The sequence below is a fragment of the Nocardioides lentus genome (assembly GCF_039529515.1).
In the GTDB taxonomy this organism is placed as follows: Bacteria; Actinomycetota; Actinomycetes; order Propionibacteriales; family Nocardioidaceae; genus Nocardioides; species Nocardioides lentus.
Genome location: NZ_BAAAMY010000007.1, coordinates 123,578 through 136,366 on the forward strand (window position 1 = coordinate 123,578; position 12,789 = coordinate 136,366).

13 protein-coding genes are annotated in these 12,789 nt (G+C 75.2%); 10 read left to right on the forward strand and 3 right to left on the reverse strand.

Going from position 1 to position 12,789, the window contains the following annotated elements:
• Positions 1-836 (reverse strand): dihydrolipoyl dehydrogenase family protein (locus ABD158_RS14980; protein ID WP_344008356.1); only part of this gene is annotated, 836 nt, incomplete at its 3' end.
• Positions 837-1,007: 171 nt separating this feature from the next.
• On the opposite strand from ABD158_RS14980, the gene ABD158_RS14985 reads away from it, so the two are divergent.
• The 4 genes from ABD158_RS14985 to ABD158_RS15000 all read left to right on the forward strand — a co-directional run bounded on the left by ABD158_RS14985 (position 1,008) and on the right by ABD158_RS15000 (position 4,803).
• Positions 1,008-2,009 (forward strand): DUF559 domain-containing protein, encoded by a 1,002-nt coding sequence (locus ABD158_RS14985; RefSeq protein WP_344008357.1) that lies wholly within the window; start codon positions 1,008-1,010, stop codon positions 2,007-2,009.
• 10 nt (positions 2,010-2,019) lie between these two features.
• Positions 2,020-2,814 (forward strand): purine-nucleoside phosphorylase, encoded by a 795-nt coding sequence (locus tag ABD158_RS14990; protein ID WP_344008358.1) that lies wholly within the window; start codon positions 2,020-2,022, stop codon positions 2,812-2,814.
• An 8-nt stretch (positions 2,815-2,822) separates the two neighbouring features.
• Positions 2,823-3,659: an NAD-dependent epimerase/dehydratase family protein gene (locus ABD158_RS14995; RefSeq protein WP_344008359.1), complete on the forward strand. Its 837-nt coding sequence runs from the start codon at positions 2,823-2,825 to the stop codon at positions 3,657-3,659.
• A 145-nt stretch (positions 3,660-3,804) separates the two neighbouring features.
• Positions 3,805-4,803: an aldo/keto reductase gene (locus tag ABD158_RS15000; RefSeq protein WP_344008360.1), complete on the forward strand. Its 999-nt coding sequence runs from the start codon at positions 3,805-3,807 to the stop codon at positions 4,801-4,803.
• A 14-nt stretch (positions 4,804-4,817) separates the two neighbouring features.
• On the opposite strand, the gene ABD158_RS15005 is transcribed toward ABD158_RS15000, so the two are convergent.
• A complete protein-coding gene (locus tag ABD158_RS15005) occupies positions 4,818-5,615 on the reverse strand; it encodes a class I SAM-dependent methyltransferase (RefSeq protein ID WP_344008361.1) in 798 nt (265 codons plus the stop codon).
• A gap of 96 nt (positions 5,616-5,711) precedes the next feature.
• Here ABD158_RS15005 and ABD158_RS15010 point away from each other — a divergent pair, with 96 nt between their 5' ends.
• A complete protein-coding gene (locus tag ABD158_RS15010) occupies positions 5,712-7,436 on the forward strand; it encodes a phospho-sugar mutase (RefSeq protein ID WP_344008362.1) in 1,725 nt (574 codons plus the stop codon).
• A 20-nt stretch (positions 7,437-7,456) separates the two neighbouring features.
• Here the strand turns inward: ABD158_RS15010 and ABD158_RS15015 are convergent, their stop codons facing one another.
• Positions 7,457-8,158, reverse strand: coding sequence for a hypothetical protein (locus ABD158_RS15015; protein ID WP_344008363.1), 702 nt, complete (start codon positions 8,156-8,158; stop codon positions 7,457-7,459).
• A 102-nt stretch (positions 8,159-8,260) separates the two neighbouring features.
• Between ABD158_RS15015 and deoC the strand changes: the two genes are divergently transcribed.
• Genes deoC through ABD158_RS15040 form a run of 5 tightly spaced genes read left to right on the forward strand, consistent with a single transcriptional unit; the run spans position 8,261 to position 12,742 of the window.
• Positions 8,261-9,262, forward strand: a complete 1,002-nt coding sequence (deoC, locus tag ABD158_RS15020) for a deoxyribose-phosphate aldolase (RefSeq protein ID WP_344008364.1) — start codon at positions 8,261-8,263, stop codon at positions 9,260-9,262.
• Positions 9,262-10,692 carry an aldehyde dehydrogenase family protein gene (locus ABD158_RS15025; protein WP_344008365.1) on the forward strand — a complete coding sequence of 477 codons (1,431 nt, stop codon included), beginning with the start codon at positions 9,262-9,264 and terminating at the stop codon, positions 10,690-10,692. Before deoC ends, ABD158_RS15025 begins: the two co-directional genes overlap by 1 nt.
• The gene (locus ABD158_RS15030) at positions 10,692-11,594 is read left to right on the forward strand and encodes an aldehyde dehydrogenase family protein (protein ID WP_344008366.1); all 903 of its coding nucleotides are present in this window, start codon (positions 10,692-10,694) and stop codon (positions 11,592-11,594) included. The genes ABD158_RS15025 and ABD158_RS15030 overlap by 1 nt, the downstream gene beginning before the upstream one ends.
• 3 nt (positions 11,595-11,597) lie before the next feature.
• On the forward strand, positions 11,598-12,221 hold the full coding sequence (locus ABD158_RS15035) for a uridine kinase family protein (protein ID WP_344008367.1): 624 nt from the start codon (positions 11,598-11,600) through the stop codon (positions 12,219-12,221).
• A complete protein-coding gene (locus tag ABD158_RS15040; RefSeq protein ID WP_344008368.1) occupies positions 12,218-12,742 on the forward strand; it encodes a hypothetical protein in 525 nt (174 codons plus the stop codon). The genes ABD158_RS15035 and ABD158_RS15040 overlap by 4 nt, the downstream gene beginning before the upstream one ends.
• Positions 12,743-12,789 lie beyond the last annotated feature (47 nt).

A 12,789-nucleotide genomic window follows, 5' to 3' on the forward strand; every position in this document is an offset into this window, starting at 1 on the left:
TCCAGGCCGTAGCCCTCGAGGCGCGGCGCGAAGCCGATGGCCTGCATGACCTTGTCGGTCTCGATGACCTCGGTCTTGCCGTCCTTCGAGACCGTCACGGTGACCGTGTCGCCGGAGTCGTCGATGGACTCGACCTTCGTGTTGAGCCGGACGTCGACGCCCAGCTTCTTGTACTGCTTGAGGAGCTCCTTGGAGACCTCCGGGTCCTCGGTCGGGACCATGCGGTCGAGGAACTCGACGATGGTCACCTCGACCCCGAAGTTCTTCAGCACGTAGGCGAACTCGACGCCGATCGCGCCGGAGCCGGCGATGACGATCGAGCCCGGGAGCTGGTCGGTGAGGATCTGCTCCTCGTAGGTCACGACCCGCTCGGACAGCGAGGTGCCCGGGATCAGCCGCGTGGTGGCGCCCGCCGCGATGATCAGGGTGTCGCAGGTGTGCTCGGTGGTCTCCCCGTCGGAGCCCTTCACCGACACCGACGTCGGGCTGGTGATCGTGCCCCAGCCGTGGACCTCGGTGATCTTGTTCTTCTTCATCAGGAAGTGGACGCCCTTGACGATGGAGTCCGAGACCTTCCGGCTGCGGGCGTGGGTCGCGCCGAACTCCATGGTCACGTCGCCGCTGATCCCGAAGGTGTCCTTCTCGTGGGTCAGGATGTGCGACAGCTCGGCGTTGCGCAGCAGCGCCTTGGAGGGGATGCAGCCCACGTTGAGGCACACCCCGCCCCAGTACTTCTCCTCGATGACGCCGACGCTCTTGCCGAGCTGCGAGGCGCGGATGGCGGCGACGTAGCCACCGGGGCCCGCGCCGAGGACGAGAACGTCGAAGTGGCTCACCCGGCCAGCCTATTCCGTCCGGCGAGCCGCGACGCACGGGGCGGTGCGCTCCCGTCAGCCCGCCGTACGTCGACCGTGGTCGATCGCTGCTCCTGGGAGGCACCGGTCGACCACGGTCGGGGCTGTGGAAGACCGGTGGCGGCAGGCCCACCGTCCGCGCAGGCTTGCGGGGTGCCGGTCCTACCCCCCGACGTCGCCGAGCTGTGCCGCGCTCAGGCCGGGGTCGTCAGTCGCGCGCAGCTGCTCGCCTGCGGCGCGCGTGGGGTGCAGGTCCGCTCGTGGTTGCGCCATCGCCTCCTCGTGCGGATCCATCCCGGCGTGTACGTCGACCACACCGGCCTGCCCACACCGGACCAGCTCGCGTGGGCGGCGGTGCTGTGGGCGAGCCCCGCCGCCCTGTTCGGCGCCTCGGCCCTCGCCGCCGCCGGCGTCGGCCGTGGCCGGTCGGTCGGGGCCCCGGTGACGGTCCTCGTCGCCGCGGAGCGCAAGCTCACCCCACCGCCTGGAGTCCGGCTCAGGCGGACCCGCTGTCTCGACGACTCCGTCGAGTGGCACCGCCGCCCACCCCGCCAGCGCGTGGAGCAGGCAGCGCTGGACGTCGCGTCCGCCGCGCGCGACGAGCGCGCCGCGATCGCGGTGCTCGCCGAGGCGGTCTCCTCGCGCCGGACGACCCCGGCACGGATGCGCGAGGCGCTGGAACGTCGTTCTCGCCTGCCGCGGCGGGCCCTCCTGCGCGCCGTGCTGGACGACGTGGCCTCCGGGGCCTGCTCGGTGCTCGAGCAGGCCTACCTGCGCCGGGTGGAGCGCGCGCACGGCCTACCCACCGGCGACCGGCAGGTCCGGTCCTCCGCTCGCGGCGTCGTCTACCGCGACGTCGAGTACCGGCGCTTCGGCGTGGTGGTCGAGCTGGACGGCCGGCTCGACCACGAGCACGCGGACGACCGAGAGCGCGACCTCGCCCGCGACGTCGTCGCCGCGGCCCAGGGCCTCCTCACGCTGCGCCTCTGGTGGGGCCAGGTCGTCGGCGACGAGTGCCGGACCGCCGACGCGATCGCGGAGATCCTCCGCGCCCGCGGGTGGACGGGCGCGCTGAGACGCTGTCCGCGATGCCCCGACCGTGGTCGATCGGTGTCCCGCAGGAGCAGCGATCGACCACGGTCGACCACGCCCTAGAGTCACCCGCGTGAGCGACGCGAAGCAGCAGGCACAGGCAGCGGCGACGGCCCTGGCGGAGGCGACCGGGGTCGAGGCCCACGACGTGGCCGTCGTGCTCGGGTCGGGGTGGCTGCCGGCGGTGGACCTCCTCGGCGAGACGGTCGCGGAGGTCCGCACCACGGAGCTGCCCGGGTTCGCGCCGCCGGCGGTCGAGGGCCATGCGGGCACGGTGCGCTCGGTCAGGGCGGGCGACACGCGGCTGCTCGTCTTCGCGGGCCGCACCCACCTGTACGAGGGCCTCGGCACCGCACCGGTCGTCCACGGCGTGCGCACCGCGGCGGCCGCGGGCTGCCGCGCGATCGTGCTGACCAACGGCTGCGGCGGGCTCGAGGAGCGGTGGGTGCCGGGCACCCCGGTGCTGATCAGCGACCACCTCAACCTGACGGCGACCAGCCCGCTGGAGGGCGCGACGTTCATCGACCTCACCGACCTGTACTCCGCGCGGCTGCGCGCGCTGTGCCGCGAGATCGACGGCTCGCTGGAGGAGGGGGTCTACGCCCAGTTCCCCGGCCCCCACTACGAGACGCCGGCCGAGGTGCAGATGGTCAAGCGGATGGGCGGTCACCTCGTCGGGATGAGCACGACGCTCGAGGCGATCGCGGCCCGAGAGGCGGGCATGGAGGTCCTCGGCATCAGCCTGGTGACCAACCTGGCCGCCGGCATCAGCGACGCCCCCCTGGACCACGCCGAGGTCCTCGAGGCCGGACGCGCCGCCGCGGGCCGCATGGGCGACCTGCTCGCGCGCATCGTCCCGGCGATCTGAGCGCGACGATGGCCACCGCCTCCTGCCGGGTCCTCGTCACCGGCGCCGCCGGCTCGATCGGCACCGTGGTGGTCCCGGCGCTCGTCGCCGCCGGACACGACGTCGTCGGCCTCGACCTGCACCCCGCCCCCGAGGGCACGACCACCCGCTGGCACGTCGCGGACTGCACCGACCCCGACGCCGTCCACGCCGCCGTCGGCGCCCAGGCCCTCGACGCGGTGGTGCACCTCGCCGGCTACCCCGGCGAGGAGTCCCTGCCCGGCGCGCTGACCAGCCACGTCGTCACCACCGGCGCGCTGCTCGACGCGATGGTCGCCCACGGGGTGGGCCGGATGGTCTACGCCTCCTCCAACCACGCCGTCGGCCGCACGCCCCGCGCGGAGCTGGACGACGGGCTGGACGACGGGCTCCTGACCGCGCACGCCCGCCCCCGGCCCGACACCTTCTACGGCGTCGGCAAGGTCGCCGCGGAGGCCCTGCTCAGCTTGTACGCCGACCGCTACGGCCTCGACGTGCTGTCCTGCCGCATCGGCTCCTTCCTGCCCGAGCCCACCACCACCCGCCAGCTCGCGACCTGGCTCAGCCACGACGACGCCGTCCGGATGGTCGAGGCGTGCCTCGCCGCCCCCGCACCCGGGTACGCCGTCCTGTACGGCGTGTCCGCCAACACCCGCGGCTGGTGGGACCTGGAGCCGGGCCGGGCGCTCGGCTACGCGCCGCGCGACGACGCGGAGCGCTTCGCCGCCGCGATCGAGCCGCGCGACGCGGACGAGGCCGAGGTCGGCGTCGTCGGGGGACCGTTCGCCGGGCCCGAGCACCAGCGCCCCGCCCTCGACCGCGGCTGACCGGCCCCCGCCGACCGGACCCGCCGACCGGACCCGCCGACCGGACCCGCCGACCGGCCCCGCCGATTGGCCCCGCCGACCGGACCCGCCGATTGGCCCGGCTGAGACGGGGAACACACCGCCGGCGGCCCCGGTTGGGACGGGCATGGACACACGAAACCTCGGCAGCGTCGAACCCCTCACCGTCTCCGCCCTCGGGCTGGGGTGCATGGGGATGTCGGAGTTCTACGGCACCCGCGACGAGGCGGAGGCGACGCGCACCATCCACCGCTCGCTCGACCTCGGGGCCACGTTCCTCGACACCGCGGACATGTACGGCCCGTTCACCAACGAGAAGCTCGTGGGCGCCGCCGTCGCCGGTCGGCGCGACGAGGTGCAGCTGGCCACGAAGTTCGGCAACGAGCGCCGCGCCGACGGCTCGCGGGTCGGCATCAACGGGCGCCCGGAGTACGTCAAGAGCGCCTGCGACGCCTCCCTGGAGCGCCTGGGCGTGGAGACCATCGACCTGTACTACCAGCACCGCGTCGACCCCGACGTGCCCATCGAGGAGACCGTCGGCGCGATGGCCGACCTCGTGAGCGCCGGCAAGGTGCGTCACCTCGGGCTCTCGGAGGCCTCGGCCGCGACGATCCGTCGCGCCCACGCGGTGCACCCGATCACGGCGCTGCAGACCGAGTACTCGCTGTTCACCCGCGACCTCGAGGACGACATCGCCCCGGTGCTGCGCGAGCTGGGCATCAGCCTCGTGCCGTACTCGCCGCTCGGCCGCGGGCTGCTCACGGGGGCGATCACCTCGCCCGACGACCTGGACGCCGAGGACCGACGCCGCAGCGAGTACTTCCCGCGCTTCTCCGGCGACAACATCCACGCCAACCTCCGCCTCGTCGAGGCCGTGCGCGACCTCGCCCGGCAGAAGGACTGCACCCCCGGCCAGCTCGCCCTGGCCTGGGTGCTCGCCCAGCAGACGACCGACCTGTCCGTCGTCCCGATCCCGGGCACCAAGCGGGTGCGCTACCTCGAGGAGAACCTCGGGGCCCTCGACGTCGAGCTCACCGCCGACGACCTGGCCGCCCTGGAGACCGCCGTGCCGCGCGACGCCGTGGCCGGGGCCCGCTACGGCGACATGAGCAGCATCGACGCCTGACGGCCCCGGGCCCCTCAGCCCGCCCGGTCGGTCGGGGCCCGCACCGCCCGCACGACGGCGGTGCGGGCCTCGTCGTCGGAGACGCACGACGCGCGGTGGCCGTGACCGGTCGCCGCCGCCACCGCGGCCTCCGCCTGGTCAGCGCCCACCTCGACCAGCACGACGCCGCCCGGGGCCAGCCAGCCCACCGCGTCGCCGAGCAGACGCCGGACGTGGTCCAGCCCGTCCGCGCCGCCCAGCAGCGCGGCGGCGGGCTCGTGGTCGCGGGCCTCGTGGGGCAGCAGGTCCCACGCCCCGTCCGGCACGTACGGCGCGACCGCGGCGACGACGTCGACCCGCCCCCGCAGCACCGCGGGCATGGCGTCGAGCCCGTCGCCGACGTGCACCGACCCGCCGGCCCCCAGGTTGACCGCCGCCGCCCGGGCCGCCGCCGGGTCGAGCTCGCAGGCGTGCACGTCGGCGTCGGGCACGGCGTGCGCGACGTGGCCCGCCACGGGTGCGACCCCGGCGTACGCCTCGACGACGACCGGCCGCACCCGCGCCCGGGCCTCGGCCAGGGCCCGGTCGACCAGCAGCAGCGTGCGCTGGCGGGGCACGAAGCACCCGGGCGCCACCCGCAGGCGCAGCGCGCCGAGGTCGACCCAGCCGAGGACCTGCTCCAGCGGCTCCCCCGCGCAGCGACGCGCCACCCGCCGCCGAAGCGTCCGTGCGTCGGGGTCGTCGTCCCGCAGCAGCGCGGCCTCCTCCTCGGCGTACACGCAGCCCGCCGCGCGCAGCCGCGTCACCACCGGGTCGTCCACCGGGTCGTCCACCCGCCCATCCTGGCGCGCGGTGCCCGCGCCGGACGACGCCGGACAGCGCGGACGGCTCCGCGGGGTGCGCCGGGGCCTGCCGCTACGGTGCGCAGCATGAGCACGGACCCCGCCTTCTCGCCCGACGCCGACCTGATCCTTCGCGCGCGGACGTGGCTAGCCGAGGACCCCGACGAGCGGACCCGGGGCGAGCTGGAGCAGGTCCTGGCGGCCGTGGACGCGGGTGACGAGGCGGCGTACGGCGACCTGAGCGACCGGTTCGCGGGCACCCTGGAGTTCGGGACCGCGGGCCTGCGGGGTCGCCTCGGGGCGGGCCCGAACCGGATGAACCGCGTCGTCGTCACCCGCGCCGCCGCCGGGCTCGTGGCCTACCTGCGCGACCAGGGCGCACGCCCCGGCGACTCCGTCGTCATCGGCTACGACGCCCGCCACGGCAGTCGGCGCTTCGCGCAGGACACCGCCGAGGTGGTCACCGGCGCCGGGCTCCGCGCGCTGACGCTGCCCGAGGCCCTGCCCACGCCGGTGCTGGCCTACGCGATCCGCGAGCTCGGCTGCGTCGCCGGGGTGATGGTCACCGCGAGCCACAACCCGCCCGCCGACAACGGCTACAAGGTCTACCTCGGCGACGGCAGCCAGATCGTGTCGCCCGCCGACGCCGGCATCGCCGAGCGGATCGCCGCGGTCGGACCGGTCACCCAGGTGCCGCGCGGCGACGGCGGAGAGGTGCTCGACCAGCAGGTGCTGGACCGCTACCTCGACACCGTCGCCGGCCTGCCCGCCGACGGGCCCCGCGACCTGGTCACGGTCTACACGCCGCTGCACGGGGTCGGCGGCTCGACGGTCGCGACCGTGATGGAGCAGGCCGGCTTCCCGGCCCCCCACGTCGTCGAGGCCCAGGAGGAGCCGGACGCCAACTTCCCCACCGTCGAGTTCCCCAACCCCGAGGAGCCCGGCGCGATGGACCTCGCGATGGAGCTCGCGGCCCGCGTCGGCGCCGACCTCGTCGTGGCCAACGACCCCGACGCCGACCGCTGCGCCGCCGCCGTCCCGGCGCCCGCCACCCCGCACAGCAAGCAGGGCGGCTGGCGGATGCTGCGCGGCGACGAGGTGGGCGCGCTGCTGGCCTCCCACCTGCTGCGCCGCGGCGCCCAGGGCGTCTACGCCACCTCGATCGTGTCGTCGTCGCTGCTCGGGCGCCTGGCCGAGGACGCCGGCCAGGGGTACGCCGAGACCCTCACCGGCTTCAAGTGGATCGGCCGCGTCGAGGGCCTCGCGTTCGGCTACGAGGAGGCCCTGGGCTACTGCGTGGACCCCGAGCACGTGCGCGACAAGGACGGCGTCTCCGCGCTGCTGCTGCTGTGCGAGCTGGCCGCGCAGGCCAAGGCCGACGGCCGCACGCTGCTCGACCTGCTCGACGACCTCGCCATCGGCCACGGCCTGCACGCCACCGACCAGGTGTCGGTGCGGGTCACCGACCTGTCCCTGATCGGGGCCACCCTCGACCGGCTGCGGGCCACCCCGCCGACCTCGATGGGCGGCTTCGCGGTCACCTCCGCGGAGGACCTCGCCGTCGGCTCCCCCGACCTCCCGCCCACCGACGGCCTGCGCTACCGCCTCGCCGAGGGCGGCCGCGTCGTCGTGCGCCCGAGCGGCACCGAGCCCAAGCTGAAGTGCTACCTGGAGGTCGTCGTCGACGTCGACTGCGCCGTGGACGAGACCGACGAGGAGGTGCGCCGCGACGCGGTGGGCGCCGCCCGCATCGCCGCGGCCGGACGGCTCGACGCGATCCGCGCCGACCTGGTCGAGGCCGCCGGGCTGTAGCCGCCGGCCCCGCGTGCCCCTCAGGTCAGCAGCAGGCTGAGCACGAACACGGCCGCGGACCCGCCCAGCGCGCCCAGCGCGACCGGCGACCACACCCGTCGTACGTCGGCCGCGAGGGCCTCCTGGGCCTCCGACATCGGCCGGATCCCCGCCCGCACCCGCGCGGCGTCGGCGAGGTGGGCGAGGCGATCCTCCACGAAGTCCGGGTACGCCGACCGGCCGAGCGCGTCGTGCGCGGACTCCGCGGCGGGCCCGCCCGGGCCCGCCGCGCCCGGCGCGACCGCCTCGTCGCGGCCCGGTCGCCCCACGGACCCGAGGGGTCCCAGCGGGCTCGAGCGCGGGGCCGCCACCCCGCCGGAGAGCATCGTGCTGCGCAGGGTCCGCGACAGCGCGGTCGACACGTGGCGCCGGGCCCCGGCCTGCACGACCAGCATCCGCGTGATCGTGACCCGCTCGATCGCCGCCAGCGGCACCGCGGTCTCCCCCAGGGAGCCGCGCAGCACGAGCGCGTCGCCCTCGACCCGCACCCCGGGGCGCACGAAGACCAGCCACACCACGACCGCCGCGAGGAGCGCTCCGGCGAGGACGGGGACGTCGAACCGCTCGATCCCGTCGACGACCGACGCCACGACCAGGAGCCCGATCAGCGCCCCGCCGACCACGGGCATCGTCAGCCCGCCGGTGCCCGGGAACCGCTCGGTCCCCTCCTGCTGCCGCGCCACGGCCCCAGGCTAGGCGAGCCCCGGACACCTGCCGTCGGCGAGCCCCGGTGGCGACGATTTGTCCAATTCAGGGCCGCGGACGGCCACCCCTATCCTGTCGCGGTGACTTCGACCGACGCCGGCGCCCGAGCCGGCAGCACGACCACCCGGACGGGAGGGGACCTCGCGGACGTGACGCGCGACGACGCGTCGCTGCGCCGGTTCCTGCACGGGCTCCCCGGTGTCGACCGTGTCGGCGCCGAGGCGCGCGCCGCCATGCTCTCCACCCGCTCCGTCAAGACGACCGCGAAGGCCCAGGCCATCGACCTGGCCATCCGCATGGTCGACCTGACCACGCTCGAGGGCCAGGACACCCGCGGCAAGGTCCAGGCGCTCGCCAGCAAGGCCCAGCGGCCCGACCCCGGCGACCCGACCTGCCCCGCGACCGCCGCGGTCTGCGTCTACCCCGACCTCGTCGCCACCGCGAAGCAGACGCTCGGCGCCTCCGGCGTCAAGGTCGCCGCGGTCGCCACCGCCTTCCCCAGCGGACGGGCGTCCCGCGAGATCAAGCTCGCCGACACCCGCGACGCCGTCGCGGCCGGTGCCGACGAGATCGACATGGTCATCGACCGTGGCGCCTTCCTCTCCGGCCACTACGCCCAGGTCCTCGAGGAGATCGTGGCGGTCAAGGAGGCCTGCGCCCGCCCCGACGGCGGGGCCGCCCACCTCAAGGTGATCCTCGAGACCGGCGAGCTCGCGACGTACGACAACGTGCGGCGCGCCTCCTGGCTGGCGATGCTGGCCGGCGGCGACTTCATCAAGACCTCCACCGGCAAGGTCCAGCCGGCCGCGACGCTGCCGGTGACCCTGGTCATGCTCGAGGCCGTGCGCGACTTCCGCGCCGCGACCGGCACCCAGGTCGGCGTCAAGCCCGCCGGCGGGATCCGGACCACGAAGGACGCGATCAAGTTCCTGGTGACGGTCAACGAGGTCGCGGGTCGCGACTGGCTCGACCCGGACTGGTTCCGCTTCGGCGCCTCGACGCTCCTCAACGACCTGCTCCTGCAGCGCCAGAAGATGGCGACCGGCCGCTACTCCGGCCCCGACTACGTGACGGTGGACTGATGGACCTCGACTACGCCCCCGCGCCCGAGTCGACGGGCATCGTCGACCTCCGGGCCTCCTACGGCCTGTTCGTCGACGGCGAGTTCCGCGACGGTCACGGCACGGGCTTCACCACGATCAACCCGGCCACCGAGGAGGTCCTCGCCGAGGTCGCGGAGGCCTCCGCGGCCGACGTCGACGCCGCCGTGGCCGCCGCCCGGCGCGCCTACGACCGCGTGTGGTCGCGGATGCCGGGCTCCGAGCGCGCGAAGTACCTGTTCCGCATCGCGCGGATCATCCAGGAGCGCTCCCGCGAGCTGGCGGTCCTGGAGACCCTCGACAACGGCAAGCCGATCCGCGAGGCGCGCGACGTCGACGTGCCGACCGTGGCCGCGCACTTCTTCTACTACGCCGGCTGGGCCGACAAGCTGAAGCACTCCGGCTACGGCGAGACCCCGCTCGGCGTCGCCGGCCAGGTGATCCCCTGGAACTTCCCGCTGCTGATGCTGGCGTGGAAGATCGCCCCGGCGCTGGCCTGCGGCAACACCGTCGTGCTGAAGCCGGCCGAGACCACCCCGCTGACCGCGCTGCTGTTCGCGGAGATCTGCCAGCAGGCCGACCTGCCCGCCGGTGTCGTCAACATCGTCACCGGGGCCGGCGCGACCGGCCAGGCGATCGTGGACCACCCGGGGATCGACAAGATCGCCTTCACCGGCTCGACCGCCGTCGGCAAGGCCATCGCCCGCGCCGTCGCCGGCACCGAGAAGCGCGTCACCCTCGAGCTGGGCGGCAAGGCCGCCAACGTCGTCTTCGACGACGCGCCCGTCGACCAGGCCGTCGAGGGCGTCGTCAACGGCATCTTCTTCAACCAGGGCCACGTCTGCTGCGCGGGCTCGCGCCTGCTGGTGCAGGAGAGCATCGCCGAGGACTTCCTCGACCGGCTCAAGCGCCGGATGGCGACCCTGCGCGTCGGCGACCCGCTCGACAAGAACACCGACGTGGGCGCCATCAACTCCGCCGCGCAGCTCGCGCGCATCCGCGACCTCTCCGACGCCGGCGAGGCCGAGGGCGCGGGCCGCTGGAGCCCGCCGTGCGAGCTGCCCGAGCGGGGCTTCTGGTTCCCGCCGACGCTGTTCACCGAGGTCTCGACCGCCCACCGCATCGCGCGGGAGGAGATCTTCGGGCCGGTCCTCAGTGTCCTGACCTTCCGCACGCCCGACGAGGCCGTCGCGAAGGCCAACAACACGCCGTACGGGCTGAGCGCGGGGGTCTGGACCGAGAAGGGCTCGCTGATCCTCGACATGGCCAACCGGCTGCGGGCCGGCGTGGTCTGGGCCAACACGTTCAACAAGTTCGACCCCACCAGCCCGTTCGGCGGCTTCAAGGAGTCCGGCCACGGCCGCGAGGGCGGCCGGCACGGGCTGGCGGCCTACCTGAAGGGCGGCGAGTGATGGCGCGCGCGAAGTCCCGCGACACGACCGGCGGCGCCCGGATCGGTGTCCGCAAGACCTACAAGATGTACGTCGGCGGGGCGTTCCCCCGCTCGGAGTCGGGTCACTCCTACGCGGTGACCGACAGCAAGGGGGCCTTCGTGGCCAACGCCTCGCTCGCCTCCCGCAAGGACGCCCGCGACGCCGTCGTCGCGGCCCGCAAGGCCCAGCCCGGCTGGGCCGGCCGCACGGCGTACAACCGCGGGCAGGTGCTCTACCGCGTCGCCGAGATGATTGAGGACCGGCGCCCGCAGTTCGTCGCCGACGTCCGCACGGCCGAGGGCCTCTCCGAGAGCGCCGCCGGCCGGGTCGTCGACGCGGTCGTCGACCGGCTCGTCTGGTACGCCGGGTGGACCGACAAGCTCACCCAGGTCGTCGGCAACGGCAACCCGGTCGCCGGACCGTTCTTCAACCTCTCCACCCCCGAGCCGACCGGGGTCGTCGCGGTCCTCGCACCGCAGGACTCCTCGCTGCTCGGGCTCGTCAGCGCGATCGCGCCGACGATCGCCGTGGGCAACACGGTCGTCGCCGTGTCGTCCTTCGCCCGGCCCCTGCCCGCCGTGACCCTCGGCGAGGTGCTCGCGACCTCCGACGTGCCGGGCGGGGTGGTCAACATCCTCACCGGGGACGCCGCGAGCGTGGGCCCGTGGCTGGCCTCCCACATGGACGTGGACGCGATCGACCTCGTCGGCGTCGCCGGCGACGCCGCGCTGGCCACGGCGCTGGAGGTGGCCGCGGCCGACAACCTCAAGCGGGTGCGCCGCGCCCCGGCCGCCGAGCCGGACTGGACGGCGGAGCCGACCCTGTCCGCGATGACGGACCTGGTCGAGATCAAGACCGTCTGGCACCCGACGGGCGTCTGAGTCGTGGTCGCTGCGCGGGTCGTCGTCCTCGCCGGACCCTCGGGGTCCGGCAAGTCCCGGCTCGCGCAGCGCCTGGCCGCCGACCACGGCCTGCCGGTGCTGCGGCTCGACGACTTCTACAAGTCCGCCGGGGACCCGACGCTGCCGGTGATCGACCACGGTCCCAACCGCGGCATCGTCGACTGGGACCACCCCGACTCGTGGCTGCCCGCCGAGGCCGTCGCCGCCCTGGTCGAGCTGTGCCGCACCGGCGGGGTCGACGTGCCGGTCTACGACATCGCCCACGACGGCCGCTGCGGCACCCAGCACCTCGCGCTCGACGGGGCCGGGCTCGTGGTCGCGGAGGGCCTGTTCGCGCCCGACGTGGTCGGGCCGCTGCGCGAGGCGGGGGTGCTCGCCGCCGCCCTCTGCGTCCGACGGCCCGCCGCCGTCACCTTCGCCCTGCGCCTGCAGCGCGACCTGCGCGAGCACCGCAAGCCGCCGCCCGTGCTCGTGCGTCGGGGCCTGGCGCTGATGCGCGACCAGCGCCGGGTCGTGGCCGACGCCGTCGCGAAGGGCTGCGAGCCCGTCGGGCTGCGCGAGGCCGCGGCGCGGGTGGCCCGGCTGCTGGCCGCCGCGCACCGGTGAGCACCTCGTCCCGGCCCGGGTCCGGCGCCGGGCCGTCGCCCCGCCTCCCGTGGGGATCGGGGCTGCGCCAGCCCGACCGGTACACCTGCGGTCCGTCCTGCGTCGTGGTGGCCCGGATGCTCGACGACCCGGCGTACGCCGCGACGGCCGGGCCCCGCTTCGCCGACGAGGTCCTCGCGACCCACCGCCGCGTGCGCGCCTGGCCGCGGCTGCTCGGCACCCCGCCCTGGGAGGTCGCGAGGCTGCTCCCCGGGCCCCACCGCGTCGTCGCCGCGCGCGGCCGGCCCGGCGCCGGCTGGGACGCCGGCGTGCCCGGCTCCGCGCTGTTCGTCGGCAGCGCCACCCTGCCCCGCCACGTCGTCCTCGTCCTGGCCCCCGACCCCGGCACCGGTCTCGGGGACCGACTGCTCTACGACCCCGCCCGCGGCGAGCGCGTCCTGCGGGGCCGGGACGACGCCGTACGGTCCCGCCTGCGCCTGTCCGGCTGGGACCACCTGTGGGCGGTCGTCGCGCCGCGCTGAGAGCACCCCGAGGACGGGGCGACCCCGTGCCGGCCCTTCCCCCGGCG

Excerpts from the sequence above, each read along its gene's own strand:
- ABD158_RS14995 (WP_344008359.1), top strand. The coding sequence starts at position 2,823 with ATGGCCACCGCCTCCTGCCGGGTCCTCGTCACCGGCGCCGCCGGCTCG.
- ABD158_RS15000 (WP_344008360.1), top strand. The coding sequence starts at position 3,805 with ATGGACACACGAAACCTCGGCAGCGTCGAACCCCTCACCGTCTCCGCC.
- ABD158_RS15010 (WP_344008362.1), top strand. The coding sequence starts at position 5,712 with ATGAGCACGGACCCCGCCTTCTCGCCCGACGCCGACCTGATCCTTCGC.
- ABD158_RS15025 (WP_344008365.1), top strand. The coding sequence starts at position 9,262 with ATGGACCTCGACTACGCCCCCGCGCCCGAGTCGACGGGCATCGTCGAC.
- ABD158_RS15030 (WP_344008366.1), top strand. The coding sequence starts at position 10,692 with ATGGCGCGCGCGAAGTCCCGCGACACGACCGGCGGCGCCCGGATCGGT.